The organism is Rhizobium sp. No.120 (assembly GCF_054558365.1).
Map to the genome: position 1 here is coordinate 178983 of NZ_BAAJNQ010000006.1, position 18607 is coordinate 197589.

The window sequence follows — 18607 nt, forward strand, 5'->3', positions numbered from 1 at the left end:
CCCGAAGGCGCCACACAAAAACTCCAAGTAAAATAACCGCTTAGACGGCTTCTCTCATTTTGATTTTTTCAAGGCTGTAAACCTGTCCGAAGCGATTGGCAAGGAAATCGCCGAAATCGATTTCTTCCTGACTGACGAAGCCCTTGTAGGGCAGTTTACCCTGAGCGAGAAGATCGAGCACGGTGGTAATGCCGGCTGCGGTGGTGATCTGGATGGCGCTCATCTTCTTGCCCGCGACAATGCCCGCATAGACCTTGTTGGCATAGGTTTCCTGCATGTAGCGGCCTTCGCGCCAACCGCAGACGGTGACGAAAACGACAACCACGTCCTGCATGGTTGCCGGCAGCGCATTCTCGAAGAGATCCTTGAGCACATCGCGGCGGTTCTTGAGGTTGAGGTCGTTGAGCAGCGCCTTGATGATGGCCTGATGGCCGGGATAGCGGATGGTGCGATAGTTCATCGTCCGCACGCGGCCAGCCAGCGTCTTGGCGAGCGTGCCGAGACCACCTGACGTGTTGAAGGCTTCATAAGTGACGCCGTCGAGCGAGAATTCTTCGCGCTCTTCCATGGCGGGAACGGTGACGAGCTTGCCTTCGACGATCGCTTCGCAGGGCTCGATATATTCGTTGATGAGGCCGTCCGTGCTCCAGGTCAGATTGTAGTTCAGAGCGTTGGAGGGATACTGCGGCAGCGCGCCGACGCGCATACGCACGCTGTCGAGGCTGTCGAACCGCTTGGCGAGATCGTTGGCGACGATCGAGATGAAGCCCGGCGCCAGGCCGCATTGCGGGATAAAGGCGGTATTTGCTCCCTGAGCCAGTTCCTCGACCTTCTTGGTCGTCGCGACGTCTTCAGTGAGGTCGAGATAATGGACGCCGGCTTCAAGTGCCGCTTCCGCGACGAAGCCGGTGAGATGGAACGGCGCTGCGGACAGGACGGCGAACTTGCCCTTCAGAACGCCAACGAGCCCGGCGCGGTCGGCAATATCGACGGCGGCGGTGGAAATCGCAGGGTGACGGTCGATCTTGTCGAGCTGTTCCTGGCTGCGGTCGGCGACAACGACCGTGTAATCGCCCGTCTGAGCCAGCATCAGAGCGATCGCCCCACCGATCTTGCCCGCGCCGATGACCACTATGTCTTTCATATGACTCCCCTGCATTTCATTGATAAGATTTTTATAAGTGTAGGTAGGAGTTGAACGATTCATAGCGACGAAAAATGCATTTCGTTGTACAAATCTATACAAATTGACGAATAGAATTTGCAAAATGCAGGAATCGCCATGCAGGTCACCGATAAGGACCGCGAACTGATCGCCTTGCTCGGCCAGAATGCCCGAATGCCTGTCGCGAGTCTCGCCAAGAAGTTGTCGCTGTCGCGCACCACCGTTCAGGCGAGGCTAGAACGGCTAGAGCGGGAAGGTGTGATTGCGGGCTATGGCGTGCGGCTGTCGGAGACCTATTTGTCCGGCCTCATTCGGGCGCATGTGCTGATCACGATTGCACCGAAAGCGCTGTCGGCGGTGACCGCATCGTTGAATGCTATCCCCGAGGTAACAACGCTTCATTCCGTCAGCGGCACGTTCGATCTGATCGCTATCATCGCAGCGCCGTCAATCTCCGAGCTGGATCAACTGATCGACGGCATCGGCACGATCGACGGCGTCGAGCGCACTCTGTCGTCCATCATTCTTTCGACCCGGATCTCGCGTTAAAGACGAGGCTCAACCGAGCGCCGCCGGCTCCATCTCGGGCGTCGTGGACAAGACTGCTTCCTTCAAGGCTTGCGAATAGGGATGCTGCGGATTGTCGAGAACAGCGCGGGCACCGCCCTGCTCGACGATCTCGCCCTTCTTCATGATGATGATGCGATCGCTGATATAATAGGCGGTCGCCAGATCATGAGTGATGTAGATGATCGATAGCCCAAGGTCCCTCTTCAGCTGGCCGAAGAGATTGACGATCGCCATTCTCAGGGAGGCATCGACCATCGAGACCGGTTCGTCGGCCACTAGCAAGCGTGGCTGCGGGATGAGTGCCCGCGCGATGGCGGTGCGCTGCAGCTGGCCGCCCGAAAGCTCATGCGGAAACCGTCCCTTTACCTCGGCAAGTGTCAGTCCGATATGGGCAAGCGCGTCGTCTGCAATACGCTCGACATCGGCTCGGCTTGGCCTTGGACCCATTGGTGCGAAATTCCTTGCCGTTTCAAAAAGATATCGATCAACTCTCTTGAGTGGGTTGAACGCTTCGAACGGATTCTGAAGGACGGGCTGCACCTCTCGCATGAAGGCACGCCGCTCGGACCGGCCATGAATGGCCACTGGTCTGTCGCGAAAATTCAGGCTGCCCGATGTCGGCGCCGTCTGGCCGAGGATCATCGCCGCAATGGTGGATTTGCCGGAGCCCGACTCGCCGACGATGGAGAGGATTTCCGGCTCCTCTCCGAGGCTCAGACTGACATCGCGGACCGCCGTGATATGACGACGGCTAAGCATGCCGCCCTGACGATAGACTTTGCTGACATGCGAGAGTGAAAGAAGATCGCTCATCGCTCCCCTCCCGTCACCGCGAAACAGGCGACACGCCGGTCCGGCTCGACGGTCACCATGGGCGGCACTTCGCGGCTGCAGATATCCATGCGCTTCGGACAGCGCGGATGAAAACGGCATCCCTCCGGCGGCATGGCGAGATTGGGCGGCCGTCCTTCCAGCGACGGCCGCGTCGAGGCATCCCCGATCCGCGGCAGGCTTGCGACCAGATGCTGCGTGTAGGGATGCAGCGGCAGGTGAAAAAGCTTGCGCGTCGGCGCCTCCTCCACCAACCGTCCGGCATAGACGATGCCGATACGATCGGAAACAGCGGCGTGAACGCCCATATCATGGGTGACGAAAAGGAAGGACGATCCCATCTCGCGCTGTATCTCGCGGATCATCTGCAGTACGTCGCGCTGGACGATAACATCGAGCGCCGTCGTCGGCTCGTCGGCGATGATGAACTCCGGCGTCAGGATGGTCGCAAGCGCGATAGTCATGCGCTGACGCATGCCGCCGGACAATTCATGCGGATAGGCATCGAGAAGATTCGCATCGAGCTTCAGCCGCTGAAGGTGAGCGCCAACCCGATCGAAGAAGGTGCCGCGATCGGCTTTCATGTGGCGGAAGGCAAAATCCGTGAAGGAATGCCGGATGCGACGCACGGGATTGAGCACATTCATCGACCCCTGCATGACATAGGAGAGATGCCGCCAGCGAAGCGATGCCCGCTGCTCCGCCGTCATGGCGTAGATGTCCTGGGTTCCATTGTTGAAATGGAATTTAACGGCACCCGAGACGACGCGCAGCGGCGGCCGGATGGCACCCGCAATCGTCTTGATCAGCGTCGTCTTGCCGCTGCTCGATTCACCGGCAACACCATAGATCTCGCCTCGGCCGATCGACAGGCTGATATCGTCGACCGCCCGCACCTCGCGATCGACGCCATAAAGGAAGGCCCGGTAATATGCCTTGAGGTTGTTGACCTCGACGACAGCCTCCATCCTTCAGCCTCCCATCCGGTTCAAACGACTGCGGGGGTCGTTATATTCATTCATCGACATCGACAGCAGAAAGAGCGCCATGAACAGCACCACGATGGCGGCGACCGGCGCCGCAACCCACCACCATGTTCCGGCGATCAGCGCCGAATGCGCATTGGCCCAATAGATCATCATGCCCATGGTCGGCGTCTCGATATCGGTAAAGCCGAGCACCGCAAGCGTGATCTCCATGCCGATCGACCAGATCATATTGTTCATCGTCGTGGCGAAGACGATCGGCAACACATAGGGCAGATGCTCCTCGACGAGGATCTTGCGCATGCTCATGCCGGAATAGACGCTCTGCGTGGTGAAAGGCCGCGTCTTCAGGCTGATCGCCACCGAGCGAATCAAGCGCGCGTCATAGGACCAGCCAAGCGAGGCCATGACGATGATGAGCACCGTCCAGGTCATTTCATCCTTGAGCACGAAGTAGAACAGGATCAGCAGCGGAAACTGCGGAATGACCATGATGCTGTCATTGATCGCCATCAGCACGCGATCGACGGCACCTCCGGCATAGCCGGCCACCAACCCCACGACAAGCGAGATGATGCGCGAGAGAATGGCGACGCCGATGCCGAAATAGAGTGTGTTGCGAAGCGCTGTCGTCAGCTGCCAGAAGACATCTTGACCGCGCGATGTCGTACCCAGCCAGTATTGCCCATCCGGCGGCATGTCGGGCGGCAGCAAATAAAGATCGGCCGGGCCATAGGGCGAGAAGTAAGACAGGATCACCAGCCCGACGATGACGGCGAGCAACAGAAGACCGAAAAGGAATTCCATATTCTGGCGAGCAAGGTCGCGAACGATCGTCAGCATGGCCTACTCCACCTTGATGCGCGGGTCGATCAGCGGACCCAATATGTCGATGATGAAGACGGCAGCGGCGACACCGACGATCGACAAAGCGCTAAGCCCCAGGACGAGGCTGTAATCGCCGGCATGCACGGCTGAAATCAGGAGATTGCCGATGCCGGGATAGCCGAAGACGATTTCGGTGATGACCGTGCCGTTGAAGACCGCGCCAAGCGACATGGCAAGGCCGGTAAATTGCGGCACCATGGCATTGCGGGCGATGTAGGAGCGCAGGATCTTGCGCTTCGGCACGCCGCCGAGCTCGGCGAAAACAACGTAATCCTCGGTGATGATATTGGATACCAGCGCCCGCATGCCGATCAGCCAGCCCCCCGTCCCGACAAGGATCAGCGACAACGCCGGCAGGATAGAATGCCGGAGAATATCGAGCACCAGCGTGAAGGACAGTTGCAGGTTGGTGTTCATCTCGTAGCCGCCATTGATCGGCAGGATCGGCCAGACATAGCCAAAGAGAATGATGAGCACGAAGGCAAGGATGTAATAAGGGATCGGCTGCATGGCGATGAAAACCAGACTGACGGCCTTCAGAACCGCGCTCTTGCGATAATATCCGGCGAGCGCGCCTATCATGTTGCCGAGAATGAAGGTCAGGATGACGGAAACGGTCATCAGGCCGATCGTCCAGGGCAACGCCCTCGCGATAATGGCGGAAACAGGCGTAGGAAATGCCGAAAGCGAAGGCCCGAGATCACCGGTCGCAAGACGCCCCCAGAAATGCAGATATTGCTGCCAGATGGAACCCTCAAGACCATAAAGCTCTCGCAACGACTGACGCATCAGCTCGACAGCGCGGGGATCGGATTGGCCCATCTGCTGGATGGTCCCGATGCTTTCCTCGACGGGATCGATCGGCGTCATGTGGGTGATGAAGAACGTCGCGGAAATGCCGAGGAAGACAACGAGCAGGAATTGGCCAAATCGTCTCAATACGAAAACTGGATAGGACGTCATGCCGCCGTCTTCCTTACTGCTTGCGCTTCATCATCAATTCAAAAGATTCGCCGGACCTGCCTAGTGTCCGGCGAAAGGTGCCTGATGCGGCGATTACCGCATCAGGGTCGGGAGAAATCAGGGCTGTGCCGGCTTCAGCTTGACCATCATCAACCGGGAGTTCGCCCAATTGGGAACGGGGTCCGTATAGGGATCGGCAATGGTCGGATAGCCTTTCCAATAGGTCGTATCCATCGAAGTGAAGACGTTATAGGACATCAGCGGAATGGTCGGCATCTGCTGCGCAACCAGCTTCAGATAGTCCTTGCCAAGTTCGATGCCCTTCGGATCATCGGCGCTGATGCGGCGGATATTTTCGATGATCTTGTCGAGATCCGGATTGGACCAGCGTTGCCAGTTGCGCGGTGCCTGGTTCTCACCCTTCTTGGCGACAAACTGCGAATGCCAGCTATCGAGGAAGAAGGATAGATCGGGATCGCCACCCCAGGTCTCGACGCTCCACGCAATCGCGACCTGATAATTGCCGGGCTGCAATCCCGCCTGCCAGACGCTGGTAGATGGAGCAGCTTTGGAATCGATCCCGAAGGCTGCCCATTGCTGAGCGATGAGAGTGCCCGCACGGGTAAAGACGGAGCGAGTGTCGCCTTCGACCGTCAGACGGATCTTGAACGGCTGCCCGTCAGGCGTCATCCATTTGCCGCCCACTTTCTTGAAGCCGGCCTTTTCCAATAGCTCGCCGGCGGCCTGCGGATCGGGCTTCCACCAGCCGTAACCGAAGGCAGCGCTGATGGCGGCCGGATCGGTCGGGATCTGATCCTTATATTTCGGCTGCTTGCGCAGGATATCGGCAATTTGCTGCCCGATCGTGGGATCATATGGCTTGATCTTGCGCTTGCCGGTATCGATCTCGAAATTCTTCAGCCAATCCTGCATTGGCGCCTGATAATCCGTCATGGCGACCGCCGTCGGAGGAACGCCGAGTGCGGAGAGCGTGGCGGCGCCGCGATAGCTCGCCATATCGACGGCCTTGATATCAATAAGAAGTGCAAGAGCCCAACGGACATCGGGATTCTGGAACAGCGGGTCCTGATTGTTGAAGATCACGGCGGGCAGCGTCGGATCCGGATGCGCGAAGGGGAAGCCTGGGAACCAGCTTTCGACGGTCTTAGACTTTTCCTTCAGCGTGAACATGCCTTCCGGCGTGTTGTCGTGAATGATATCGAGATTGTGCTCGAGCTGCGCGATCGTGCGCTTATCCGGCGGACCTGGATCGACATAGGTGACATATTTCGGTGCTGGTTCGCCGAAACGGCCGAGCGATGTGCGCTGCCAATCGTCGCGCTTCTCCCAAGTGTACCATTTGCCCTGCGGATCATAGGCCTTCAGCTTGTAGGCACCGAGCGAGACGGGATTTGCATTATCATAACGAACTGGATCGGCGACCTTCTCGAAGACATGCTTGGGCATGATCCACGCGCCGTTCCAGCGAACGGTGAAGATGGCGTGGAAACGCGAATTCGGCTTCTTCAGCTTGAAGACGACCGTATAGGGATCCGGCGCCTCCACGCTTGCAACCTGGACCGAGAAGGCCGCGCTCCAGTTCATGCCCGGATGATCCATCTGGGTTTTGACGGTGTAGACGACGTCGTCGGCCGTGAATTCGACGCCGTCGCTCCAATAGAGGCCCTTGCGCAGTTTCACCGTCATCTGGGTGAAATCGTCATTATATTGCGGCTTGTCGGCAGCAAGCGAGTTGTCCCAGGCCGAACCGCCCAGGCCCTTTTCCGGATCGATGTACCAGAGCGTGTCCATCGTCAGCTGCTGGAGGCCGGTCGAAACGCCGCCGCCGCCATTGACCCATATGTTGAACCAGCCCGGATTCTTGATCGTTCCCTCAGGGTTTTCGACGATCAAGGTCTCCTTGCGAGGCAAGGCGGTATAATCCTGAGCCTTGGCTGCCGCGATGAGGCCGAACGTGGCCAGCGCGACGCCGAAGGCAAGCTTCTTCCACTGCTTCATGATCTCCTCCCGTTTTTATCGACTGCGCGGTACGCTCGAGCGATGATGAGCAGACCGCGATTTCACTCCTTTTCCCCGGCCTGCCGCTCAAAGCAGCGGGCGGCGGTCCGGGCCTGCAATGGGTCCTCAGCCGCCTCCTCGCGACCATCAGACCGTTTTCAGTGCCGGGTGCATCCGCCCCGGCAGCAAGGCGTCATCACACCGCGAGCCGGATCACCGTGTAGGATAGCGGCTTCAGTGTGGCACGAAGCCGTCCATCCTCGATCTTGGCGTCGCCCGTATTGGTTGGGACGACTGCGTTCGGATGCGCTGCCGTGTTGGTCGCCTGCAAATCGCTGTGAACCATTTCATGCTGTTCGACGACGCGGGCTCCGGTAAAGCCTTCGAGGCGCGTATCGAGATCGAGCGCGCTGTCGGGATGGCGGTTGACGGCAAAGAGCGTGACCATGTTTCCTATTTCGTCGTGGACGGCCGACACATCGAGATAGGGCACGTCATTGGCCTCGTCGCTGTCATAGGTCGGCCCGTCCGTGACCAGGCGCAGCGCATAGCCGCGACCGTATTTCGAGGCGAAATAGAGGGGATAGTAGATCGTCTGCCGCCATGCCGGGCCGCCATCTTCCGTCATGATTGGCGCGATAACGTTGACGAGCTGGGCGATGCAGGCAATGCGCACGCGGTCCGAGCGGCGAATGAAGGTATTGAGAATGCCGCCGACCTGCAGAACGTCCTCGAAATTATAGACATCTTCAAGCAGATGCGGTGCATCCGGCCATTCGTCGCGGGCCAGGATCTCTTTGTCCTGTTGGTTGGAGTGATACCAGACATTCCACTCGTCGAAGGAAATGCCGATCGTCTTCTTTGAGCGCTTCTTCGCCTTGATATAATCGATGACGCCGCCGATGGTGACGATGTAGCGATCGAGCTTCTCGGCCTTCGCGAGATAGTTCAGCGTGTTTTTCTCGCGGTTGGCGAAATACATATGCAGCGAGATATGGTCGGCGCTGTCGTAGCACTGATCCAGGACCTCAGCCTCCCAACCGGGATAGGTTTTCATGTCGGAATTGGACGAGCCGCAGACGACAAGTTCGAGCGATTTATCAAAGCCGCGCATGGCCTTGGCAGTCTCATCGGCCAGGCGCCCGTATTCGTAAGCCGACTTGTGACCGACCTGCCAGGGACCGTCCATTTCATTGCCGAGGCACCAGAGCTTCACCCCATGCGGGTCAGCCCAGCCGTGCTTGCGCCGCAAGTCCGACCAGTAGGTGCCACCCGGATGATTGCAATATTCGAGGAAGTTTCTCGCCGCATCCAGCCCGCGCGAGCCGAGGTTGACGGCAAGCATTGGCTTGGTGTTGGCCTTCCTGCACCAATCAACGAATTCATTGACGCCGATTTGGTTGCTCTCGCGCGTCCGCCAAGCAAGATCGAGGCGCACCGGCCGCTCGGAACGAGGCCCGACGCCATCTTCCCAATTATAGGCTGAGACGAAATTACCGCCCGGATAGCGGCAATACGGCGAGTTGAGCTCGCGCACGAGCTCAATCACATCCTTGCGAAATCCGTTCTCATCGGCGGTCGGATGGCCCGGCTCATAGATGCCGCCATAAATCGCCCGCCCCAGATGCTCCAGAAAAGAGCTGTAAAGCCGATCATCGATGTCGGCAATTCGGAAATCACGATGGACGATGACATGCGCCTTCACGGCCTTCCTCCCATATATATCAGATATTTCGTTCTTATACCTTGATCTTGATACACTTTTGGAAAGCCGTCAACGCAGTCAAGGCGGAAAATATCGCGAAAGCCATAGAAGCAGCCCTCACTGAATTACAAAATACCTTTTAAATTCAATTAGGTATGAAAAATATGACATATTGAGATTTTGCACCGGCAATATGCTATGTATCATAAATTACGATACTATTGCGCCAAATCGATGCGCATGAGGATATCGCGGCCATAATTGCCGAAACCGCGGCCGAAGATATTGACGCCACCAGTGTTGCGGGCATCGTCGGCGATCCCGATCCGCAGACGGATCGAGGAATGCTGGCTAATGGCAAGATCATCGATCGTCACATCGGAAGAAGCGACACCGTCGATGAACGTGCCCTTCTTGGAGATTCGCCAGGTCTTGAGCTTGCCATACTGAGAGCCTTCGAGCTTCCACCAGCTTGGCGTGAAGGCCCCGCGCTTGTCGCCATAATCGCCCGGAGAGGTCCAGGTGCCGACAGCGACGCCGTTGATCCAGACGGTAATGTCGGATGGCCAATCCGGATTGGTGCCAGGCACTTCGGATGACAACTCCATCGAGAATTCGATGGCATTGACGTTCCGGTTCAAGATCTTGGCATTGTTTGGGAATTTATATTCGACATGGCCGCGGCCGAACCAAAGAAGGCCGGCCTGCATGCGTTGCGGGTCGAGAAAATAGTCGGGAACATCGAGCAGACCGATGACGCCTTCGGTCGAGCACAGGCCACAAGGCGCATGCGTCTCGCAGCTCGTGTAGAGACCGATCGGCATGGCGACTTCGATCACGTCCTCATCATGCTTGAAGGCCTGATCTTCGAAGCTCAGCAGGATCTCGTCGTAAAGTGCGGTGCAGATCTTCTGGTAGCCCTTGCGCGCTTTCGCAGCCTTGGTCTCGACAAGGCCGGCCTCCTCCAGGATCATGATACCCGTCGCGACGGTCGATTGCGGCAGATCCAGTTCGCGGGCGATCTCGTTGACGTTCAGCGAGCCCCTTGCACAGAGCAGCTTCAGCATATCCACACGCGCCGGCGCCGATAGCGCCCTGAAGACCGCAGCGTTCTCACCCGCATAAATTGTCAGAAAGCCGCGCTGCATTGAAATCCTGAATTCCCCATCAATAGGTCTCATTTATATCAGGATTTTTGATTTCACAAGAGATATTACTTGAAATGCGTGGCTTGGTGTAGGAATCCGCGAAACATGTCCCAAAGTCATTGGCATGACCCAAGCATAAGCAAGGATTATAATCCTATTTAAATGTAATATCCGTAATAAGTTGGGGAATTACACGTATTATACTACATAATAAAATATATTCTTTTGTATATTCAGAATACGCGCTCGATTTGAAGGTATCAATACTGAATTCCTGAGTTTCTGATTGCGAATTACATAAATCTCGAAATTACCTCATTCTCACAGGAGTGTCGGAGCATTCACTCTCCGATGACCCCTTACAACGCCAGGCAAAATTCTATTGGTATCGATCCAGGAGCTCATTATGCAGCAAAAATATCATCCGGACCGCTATCACCAAGCAATGTCCGCCGCCATGTCAAGGATCGAGTCCCTTGCTGCCAATGCGCCGGCAGACGGCACTGCTGGAGAGAAATCCCTCGCAATTGAGTTTGAGGGTATGTCTGAGGCCGAAATGGGGGAGCGATCTTCGCGTTTGGACCAAATCGAACGCCTGATTGCTGGCTGGGCAGCCAACGGGCACGTTATCTTCGATGCCGAAGAGACTTTAAACGAACTCGCGCTTAGTGAACCCGCCCCATTTGACCTTGACGCGGAGCTCTTCGTCGGCGGCATCGGATATATCCATTTCGGCAAGATCAAGGGGCTGCAGTCGCAGAGCGATCCGCGAACTCACGTCGAAGGCACCTACATCCGCCACGCCGAACTTGATGATGTTCCAGGATACGAATTGACGTTTGTTTGCAATGAACCCGGCTGGTCCACTCTAAAGGACGCCAAATATGGAGACGCCATCCGAACAGCATCATGCGTTGCGACGGCTTTTGTGGCTCTTGACCAGGAGCTTCCGTGTGTACCGAGGCAAAACATGTTTCGCGGTGACCCAGCATTGATTGCTGATGACGTTCTGGCGCGCGCCTTCGGCGTCGCGATTATTGCCTTGGCAATTCTGTCAGCGCGAGAAAACAAGCCCACGGTGCAAGCAGTGCCTCTTCGGCATTAAATACGCGCTGGAGAAACCTGGGCTATACAGCCCACTGATTGTGACCAATCACGTCAAGGTAATTGACCATTCCTCGTCGGCTGGTTTTCGGGCCGAGATGCGCCCGCCTTCCGACTCTCCACGCTCAATCTCAATTTTGATATCGTAACCGAGCGCCTTCAACGTAGTCATCAAGCGCCATACGGAGTATTCCTTCACATTGCCGTTGACGATGCGTGAGACGTCGGGTTGCTTCAGGCCCGCCATACTTCCGGCTGTGGTTTGCGAAAGGCCACGCTCTTCAATCGCTACTGCGATCTGGTTCGCCATGAAGAACTTAGCACGGATCTCGGCGGGGTCGGCGTAACCGCGGTCCTTGAGGTAGTTGCCTGTGCCGACGATGAAGTCGTTGTCGGCAATTTCTGGCTTTGTTTTCTTCGCCATTCCCTCGCTCCGATCAGCAGACATCCTTCGGCTGTGTGTCTCTGTTGAGACACTCGCCTCGAGCTTGACCTCATAGTATAGTGGAACCGCTATAATATCAATTGAGAAGCCGGTGTGTTGGCAGGCGGTTAACGAAAGGAGGTTGGAAACGCTCCGAAACAGGAGAATGCAAATGGACTACCCGAATTCGCTTAGATCGCGACGGCTCGTCGCCAAGGCACCGAGGTCACGAAGATAGCTCCGTCTGAGTCATCTATCATCGAGGGCAACCCTGAGAACGTCCGCCTGACTATCTGGCATGAGCCTGAGCCGATCTAGGATCAGCTCCCGGAGGGAGGCCCAGTTCAGCGTAATCGGCTGTGGGACCAGACTGACCTCGCGGCCAATTGGACTAGGCAGATGTTGTGCAGTGATTGTGACGAACACCGAAGGCGGCCGACCAACATCTTTCGCGTGAACATAAGCATAAACTGTGGCTGCTTTGCCTTGCATGAACACTGAGCATCGATGACTTTGAATGGCTTCAGTTCGTTGGGTCCTATGGAACGAGTACTCGTCTTTGCGATCGGCCGATACAAGATCCGCCAGTGATGCCATTGACCACCTCTGTAAGCTTGGTGGCTTGGGTTTCCTCAGTTTCCAATCATTAAACTTTTCGATGCTCGTCGGGTCGATGAATTTCGCGTTCCCGCGTATCTCCATATCCACGCAAATGTTTCGATCGGGTGCTTCTCCGTCGTTTTTTATCGTTACCTCGACCAAATAAACAAGGCGAAGCATTGTGAGTTGCTTGAGCATTTGGGTTTCGCTCACTCGATCGAAATGGGCTCGGAAAGCGTTCACCTCACTTTCCCATGCATACAGCTCCGTCTCGCCGATTCCGCCCCACAGTGGTTCAGGCATAAACGGAGAACCAGCGTCGCGTCGACCGAATTGCTTTACGAGATCCATTCGTGTCGGCAGCTTCACACGGTCCGCCAAGCGAGCCCGCATTTCAGCTTGGAATTTCGCATAATCGAAGTCTTGCGCGAACACCAAGGTACTGCTTCCGCCGCTTCGGACCGAGATCTCTCGCAACTCCACCTTCGGCATAGCGCCCACGATGCGCTCGAGTTCCCGCGTTCGTTCGCGGAGCGATCGCGTTACCTCGTCCTCGGGTTCCGTCCTATCTGCGGTCCAGGAATCGGGGCGCAACGCCGACATTAAGGCGCGCTTGGCCGCTCGGATCGGGCTGGCATCATTCGCGATAATGGTTAGTTGACCCCATGTCTTCGAGGCGTGGTGGTATTGAGCGACGATGAGCTCATCAGCGTCCGTGAGATCGAATTGCGTACCGTCAAGAACGGAATTTTGCGGCCGATCGAGAAACACGCACCTTACGGGGATATCCCCGTCATCCAACGAGACCTCGTAGCCATCGTCTTCTGCCGAACGGAGAACCTTCTGGAACTCCTTTGCTCTCTTTCGAACATATCCGGCACCGTGGTCTTTATGGCGGTCCATCTCACTCTGAACTTTCGCGCACACCAAAACAGTAATTGACGTCGCGTCCGGGAACAGCTTCCTCCAGGGAAGACGCTTGAAACTCCCAAAATTGATCAGAATGTTGGTATCTACACCAACGACTTTGTTCAGCGAATCAAAGGGTTCCACGAGCATCTCCGACTCATACTATCAGAATAAGTCCAGCCGGAATGTTTGACCCTCTGAAGGTGACCTTCACTTGTATTTTCCTTCCGACTTCGGTCGCACCACACCTGCGGCCTTATTGAGTACCACTATCAAACGTCGAGATTACTCGGATGCAAGATCACCACGGGTTGAGGGAGTCGACCATGGCCTACTGGGAGAATTTCCTGGTGGCATCCAAAACGCTGCCCGTTTGGACAACGATGTTATTCACAAGAGGCTCATAGAACCGTTTTGTACGCTCATTCCCCAGCTGATAGTAACGACGGGTAGCCCACGCGCAGACGTCCGCTATTTGAAGCGCGGGCGAGTCCGGCTTGTTTGTGAAACTGATACCGTCTCGGATCTTGGTATATGGGCCCTTGTATCGGCCAACCATTTGAGCGTAGCAAGCCGCTTGAGACGACTTCATTTCACGGTGATGGAAGAGTGCGGCTTTCTTCACCTCGTTATTGTTCTCGGCGATGATCCACGCACACTCGGTCGCAAATCGCTGGTTCATGAGTTCGTCCAAAGCAGACGAGACGAGCGCAATAGCGGTCGCATGCATCACCACTTTCTGCGTTTGGGTATCCATTCCGGGTTGGAATTCGGAAAATCTGTCCCACCAGATCGTGCTTTCAATTATGTGGAGGCCTAACTTGGCTGGAAGTGCCACCATGCCATCAAGAATGGCGTCACGAGCCTCCATGTTATCCCTCAATTCTTCAGGCTGGTTTTTGTTACCGTTGAGGTGGGCAGCGTGTACTACGTAGGTCTCAAGGCGTTCCTTCCGAACACGTGGCCTGATGATGTTTCGGATTTCCTCTTCGAGAAGACGAGCCTGTCGATCGGCATCAACCATGACGCCGACAACAACCATCACTTCGTCATTTTTGTTGATACCTGATTCATCCATGTAAAGAATGCGTGCCATTATCGCTCTGGACTACTGAAGGAGTTAGCAAAATCCTTGCCCCTAAACTGTTCGTCCGCTCCTCTCACTCAGCTCGCGTTTGCAATCGCTTCTCACTGGTAGCTCTCGACAGAGCCATCCGAAAAACACTGACTTACCCGATAGGGCTGCAACCAAAGGGTAAAGTGCTGCAATCCCTTTAGTAGCAATCTAGCAAATCGGACTCAACCCTACCTTGACTCTCCCTCGCTGTTTGGCAATGTCAGCGTGGGGTTAGGGGCATGGGAATTCAATGAAAAGCATTTTCGCATTGATCGGAATGCTCGCCTTGGCGGGTTGTGGTTCGATCACGTCTCCGGCGGCAGTACAAATGGATTCCGGCGAAGCGTTCATCGGCACGACAACGGCGGCTGCGAGCGGTGGGCACTTCGAAGTTCGCTCCTCGCGGAAAGGCGTGAGATGCTCGGGCAACTACGATGCAAGAGACGCGAGCGAGACGATTACAGTGCCAGTCAGATGTACGGACGGGCGTTACGGCGTGGTGACGGTGACAAGAACACCAGATCTGATGGCAGGCAGCGGACGTGTATCTCTGGCGGATGGTAGCTCGGGAGCGGTGGCATTCGGGCGATTGGCCGCTTCGGTAATTTCGACGCCCAAAGATAGTTTCAACACCTTGGGAGCTGCGGCAAGCGTCTCCCGGCAAGCAACTCTCAACAGTTCTGGTTATCCCGCTGTCCCTTCGGGTGGCTGTCAGTCGGAAAACTACTATGGCGGAATTTCCTGCGTAACCGGATGGCCTAGAACGACGTTTGTCGGAGGTTACTTCCGCAAGAATGGTACCTATGTCCGCTCCTATTATCGCAGCCGTCGGTGAACCGAGATGTTAAATCGAAAAACGCTAAACCTGCTGGCAATGCTCTTGTTGATGGTGGCTTTGTCATTGCCTACGGCATCCAACGCCGCCGATGACAGGTATGTTCCGGTGGCAAACAGCTCCGGTTGGATCATCTCTTTTGATCGAGAGCAGAATAACTGTGTTGCCGTGCCCAAGACAGCCGAAGGGCTCTTCCTCATCAGGTCGAGCAAGGACGCCCTGCGGTTGGTCTTCGCGACACCCCGTCTCACTTGGCTCCAAGACGCGAAGGCATATGATGTCCTTCTTTTTACGGATGGAGGGCGTTGGAACGGCACGATGACCGGAATGCGGGTGGATCAGTCGTTCGGCCTAATCGTCGACAACCCAAGTCCAAAATTCCTAGCTGCCCTGCGTTCTGCAAACAAATTGAGGCTACAGGTCCAGGGAGCTGTCCTTGGACCCTACCCACTCTCTGGGTCAGATAAGACGATTTCAGTTCTTTCGCAGTGTATTGCATCACGCGATGCAGGAGCATTCCAGCCGGAGCGACCCAAGTTTCTTCCCTATCGTCAGCCAATGGCATGGACAAAGGACGACTACGGAAAAACGTTCCAAGGGGAAGGTTGGACGGCGAAACTCCAGGGGCAGGACAACGTAGACGGCACGGCCACGGCATACCTGATGGTGTCGTACGAAAAGTCCAGCTCGGATACCTTGAAGCTCGAAACTGCCCCGGAAAGAGGCTCCGGAACTATTGAGGTCTTACCGCTCACGTCCGGAAAGCCAAGCATCGTATTCTCATCCTATACCGGGGGCGCTCATTGCTGTGTGGGCACTGTAGCCGCCACTCCCGATGGAAATCTCATCAAGCAGGCCGAACTCGGAGTTTTTGACGGTGGCGGCGTCAGCTTTGAGGACCTCGACAACGATGGGCTTTACGAAGCGGCAACCGTCGACCAGCGTTTCCTTTATACTTTCGCATCTTATGCAAGCTCCCTTGCCCCACCACAATATTGGAAGCTCAAGAACGGCAAGTTCGTCGACGTGACACGCGAGAAGGTTTATCAGCCCCTGATCAGAGCAAGCTTGGTAAAGCATCTAAATCGATATCAATCCGGAGAGACAGGTAATCCAGACGCCGGGTTCGCCGGAGGCGTGCTCGCTATAGCTAGCCTAGTCGGTCAGTATAATAGCGTGAAGGCTTCAATGCCGACCGCGCTAATGAACGGCGCGCCGGAAGATGGTTACGACATCTGCAGGCAGCCTGAATGCGAAGTGGAGAAGCGCTATAGGTCCGTTGGAGAGTCTATTTCTGATCGGCTGACCAAATGGGGCTACGATCTCAATCCTCACCTAGACCCGGCAAGCCTAACTTTCTTCAAATCTCTTGCGGCCAATGGAAGTTTCGGTGAGGGCAACGCGGAAGGATCCTGTGAAAGCGGTCCCACGACCTTCGAAATCAAAGACGACAAATACGTTTCCTTTTCGGGATATGAAATGGGATGTGACATCGAACAAGCCGCTTTGTTAAACGGGACCGTCGCGGCGACCGCACTCTGCAGTGGCGAAGGAGAGTTTTGGTCCGGTGGGTACCTGATCTGGAAGTCGGGCGACGGCATATCGATGGCACATTGGTTCAACGATATTAGCGAGCTGATGCCGCCCGCCAAAGACAATCAAACGCGTAAGCTTGATCTATGTCCAGTGAAGAAATGAGAGTCCCTGGCGGAAATTCGCGAGGGCTCAGAGCTGGGCCAGATCTCGGAGGATCTATTGAGCGGCCTTAAAGCATCACCTGACGGACACGCTTGGACGATTCCTTGGTGATGAGAGGTGAATGACATGCATATCATGGTCCTACACTTAGGATTTCAGATGAAGAGGCCAAGTCCTGTATAACGCGGCCGTATTTCATCAGCCGCTGCCGATCAACCGCCCTCGCTCAGCCAATCTGTCCGCCACTTCGTTGCCCTCAACGCCGACATGCGCCTTGCACCACTCAATTTTGATGTTCGGGTTTTGATTGAGCAGCAGGTCAATTACTTGCCAATATGCAGCATCCGGGACAGATCGACTGCGACCCTGCCCGTGCGGCGTCCGCTTTCGCCATTTGTTTGAGCGCCAGATATGCCGCCATCGCGTGCAACCGTTCACGGCATATGCGGAGTCGGTGTGGATGACCGCCTCCACCCCGGCCGAATTATCGGCCAGCCATTCACACGCCTTTAAGATCGCCATAAGTTCCATTGCATTGTTTGCCGTTCGCTCCTCACCTCCGAAAGTCGCAAAGACCTGGTCCGATCCACGAAAAACTGCAAACGCCCACCCTCCGGTCTTAGAAGTGGGATCGAACGAGCCATCAGTGAAAACATGGCATAGTGGTTCAAAGTCAGTGCAATTCAGAGTATCGCTTATGGCGGCTTCGGCATTCGTCAAAACCATGTTCACCCACTCCGGCTAAGCATAGGCTAGGCACCAGCCGAGACCGCGAAGCCAACATTGCTCAGTCGGCAGTTCATCATGACGGTAGAGCCGCGTTACTTTCTTGTGCTCCCCGCTCTCGAATGCTGCCGCAAGCGCCTTTTCCGATTCCGCGTCGCGCATTCCTTCACAGGGGAAAATAGCCACTGGCGAAATCCATTGCGCATGGAATTCCTCACCCTTACGCTTCACGAGGAACACCGCTCCTCGAAGATGCATGTTGCTCCAATTGCTGCTGGTGAATCCAAGATCGGTTGTAAGCGGGAGGACCAGCCTTCCACCATCATTGAGCCGGTCCAGCCAGATATCCGCCGGTCGAGTTGCCCCAGCGTTCACATAGATCACATCAGCCGCATCGAAAGCCACAGAGCTGCCATCTCCCTGAACCACGGAAACGTTCCGATAGGGAGTTAGATTTGCCTTCGCCCGCGCAGCAAGCCCCAGTTCGAACTCGATCGCCGTCACCTTGCCAGGGGTGGCGACGAGGTTTGCCATGATCGCAGAATAATAGCCGGTACCAGCCCCAACATGCACGATATGCTCACCTGCTCTCGGCGCAGCTTGCGAAAGCAGGAAGGCATGAAGTGACGGCTGCCCGTTGTTGATGTGGCGCTCGGGGACGATGCCAACGATGTCGTCCGTGTAAAGGTAGACTGGATCTGCGGTCGGGGTTGGAACATAGGCTTTCCGCATTCGGAAGATCGGCCAGGGACCGGGACCAAGGAAATCCTCTCGCGGAACTTCGGCGAAAGCTCTTTCAACGCGCTCATCGACAACTCTAACAGCCGCCGTGATCTGCTTCGCATAAGCTCGACGCACGATCTTCAATTCGTTTGGTGTCATCAACAGAACTAGCTCCACATGTTCACGACAACCCGCT

At 55.9% G+C, this 18607-nt stretch carries 17 protein-coding genes; 4 read left to right on the forward strand and 13 right to left on the reverse strand.

From position 1 onward, the window contains the following. Nucleotides 1–40: 40 nt before the first annotated feature. A complete protein-coding gene (locus ACYJRZ_RS19025; protein WP_459461556.1) occupies nucleotides 41–1144 on the reverse strand; it encodes a saccharopine dehydrogenase family protein in 1104 nt (367 codons plus the stop codon). Nucleotides 1145–1282: 138 nt separating this feature from the next. Here ACYJRZ_RS19025 and ACYJRZ_RS19030 point away from each other — a divergent pair, with 138 nt between their 5' ends. Beyond that, entirely contained in the window at nucleotides 1283–1714 is a 432-nt protein-coding gene (locus tag ACYJRZ_RS19030) for an Lrp/AsnC family transcriptional regulator (RefSeq protein WP_459461558.1), read from the forward strand. A gap of 9 nt (nucleotides 1715–1723) precedes the next feature. Here ACYJRZ_RS19030 and ACYJRZ_RS19035 read toward each other — a convergent pair whose 3' ends face one another. The 7 genes from ACYJRZ_RS19035 to ACYJRZ_RS19065 form a co-directional block, all read right to left on the reverse strand. Further along, nucleotides 1724–2548 (reverse strand): ABC transporter ATP-binding protein, encoded by an 825-nt coding sequence (locus tag ACYJRZ_RS19035; RefSeq protein WP_459461560.1) that lies wholly within the window; start codon nucleotides 2546–2548, stop codon nucleotides 1724–1726. After that, nucleotides 2545–3534: an ABC transporter ATP-binding protein gene (locus ACYJRZ_RS19040; protein WP_459461562.1), complete on the reverse strand. Its 990-nt coding sequence runs from the start codon at nucleotides 3532–3534 to the stop codon at nucleotides 2545–2547. Before ACYJRZ_RS19040 ends, ACYJRZ_RS19035 begins: the two co-directional genes overlap by 4 nt. A gap of 3 nt (nucleotides 3535–3537) precedes the next feature. After that, nucleotides 3538–4395, reverse strand: a complete 858-nt coding sequence (locus ACYJRZ_RS19045) for an ABC transporter permease (RefSeq protein ID WP_459461564.1) — start codon at nucleotides 4393–4395, stop codon at nucleotides 3538–3540. A 3-nt stretch (nucleotides 4396–4398) separates the two neighbouring features. Then, a complete protein-coding gene (locus tag ACYJRZ_RS19050; RefSeq protein ID WP_459461566.1) occupies nucleotides 4399–5403 on the reverse strand; it encodes an ABC transporter permease in 1005 nt (334 codons plus the stop codon). A 117-nt stretch (nucleotides 5404–5520) separates the two neighbouring features. Then, nucleotides 5521–7422, reverse strand: coding sequence for an ABC transporter substrate-binding protein (locus ACYJRZ_RS19055; protein ID WP_459461568.1), 1902 nt, complete (start codon nucleotides 7420–7422; stop codon nucleotides 5521–5523). A gap of 196 nt (nucleotides 7423–7618) precedes the next feature. Then, the gene (arfA, locus tag ACYJRZ_RS19060; protein ID WP_459461570.1) at nucleotides 7619–9127 is read right to left on the reverse strand and encodes an arabinosylfuranosidase ArfA; all 1509 of its coding nucleotides are present in this window, start codon (nucleotides 9125–9127) and stop codon (nucleotides 7619–7621) included. Between the two features lie 218 nt (nucleotides 9128–9345). Continuing rightward, complete coding sequence (locus ACYJRZ_RS19065; protein WP_459461572.1) at nucleotides 9346–10275, reverse strand: ArsR/SmtB family transcription factor; 930 nt, start codon at nucleotides 10273–10275, stop codon at nucleotides 9346–9348. Between the two features lie 406 nt (nucleotides 10276–10681). Here ACYJRZ_RS19065 and ACYJRZ_RS19070 point away from each other — a divergent pair, with 406 nt between their 5' ends. Next, complete coding sequence (locus ACYJRZ_RS19070) at nucleotides 10682–11380, forward strand: hypothetical protein (RefSeq protein WP_459461574.1); 699 nt, start codon at nucleotides 10682–10684, stop codon at nucleotides 11378–11380. A 48-nt stretch (nucleotides 11381–11428) separates the two neighbouring features. Here the strand turns inward: ACYJRZ_RS19070 and ACYJRZ_RS19075 are convergent, their stop codons facing one another. From ACYJRZ_RS19075 to ACYJRZ_RS19085, 3 genes are all read right to left on the reverse strand, one after another. Then, the gene (locus ACYJRZ_RS19075) at nucleotides 11429–11803 is read right to left on the reverse strand and encodes a helix-turn-helix domain-containing protein (protein ID WP_459461576.1); all 375 of its coding nucleotides are present in this window, start codon (nucleotides 11801–11803) and stop codon (nucleotides 11429–11431) included. A gap of 249 nt (nucleotides 11804–12052) precedes the next feature. Next, nucleotides 12053–13456, reverse strand: coding sequence for a hypothetical protein (locus tag ACYJRZ_RS19080; protein WP_459461578.1), 1404 nt, complete (start codon nucleotides 13454–13456; stop codon nucleotides 12053–12055). Between the two features lie 187 nt (nucleotides 13457–13643). Then, on the reverse strand, nucleotides 13644–14408 hold the full coding sequence (locus ACYJRZ_RS19085) for a DUF3800 domain-containing protein (RefSeq protein WP_459461580.1): 765 nt from the start codon (nucleotides 14406–14408) through the stop codon (nucleotides 13644–13646). Between the two features lie 271 nt (nucleotides 14409–14679). Here ACYJRZ_RS19085 and ACYJRZ_RS19090 point away from each other — a divergent pair, with 271 nt between their 5' ends. Both ACYJRZ_RS19090 and ACYJRZ_RS19095 read left to right on the forward strand, forming a co-directional pair. Next, nucleotides 14680–15264: a hypothetical protein gene (locus ACYJRZ_RS19090; protein WP_459461582.1), complete on the forward strand. Its 585-nt coding sequence runs from the start codon at nucleotides 14680–14682 to the stop codon at nucleotides 15262–15264. Between the two features lie 6 nt (nucleotides 15265–15270). After that, the gene (locus ACYJRZ_RS19095; RefSeq protein WP_459461584.1) at nucleotides 15271–16962 is read left to right on the forward strand and encodes a hypothetical protein; all 1692 of its coding nucleotides are present in this window, start codon (nucleotides 15271–15273) and stop codon (nucleotides 16960–16962) included. Nucleotides 16963–17160: 198 nt separating this feature from the next. Here the strand turns inward: ACYJRZ_RS19095 and ACYJRZ_RS19100 are convergent, their stop codons facing one another. Together ACYJRZ_RS19100 and ACYJRZ_RS19105 are read right to left on the reverse strand one after the other, a co-directional pair. After that, complete coding sequence (locus ACYJRZ_RS19100) at nucleotides 17161–17688, reverse strand: ribonuclease H family protein (protein WP_233788646.1); 528 nt, start codon at nucleotides 17686–17688, stop codon at nucleotides 17161–17163. Between the two features lie 15 nt (nucleotides 17689–17703). Beyond that, entirely contained in the window at nucleotides 17704–18570 is an 867-nt protein-coding gene (locus tag ACYJRZ_RS19105; RefSeq protein WP_233788665.1) for a protein-L-isoaspartate O-methyltransferase family protein, read from the reverse strand. Nucleotides 18571–18607 lie beyond the last annotated feature (37 nt).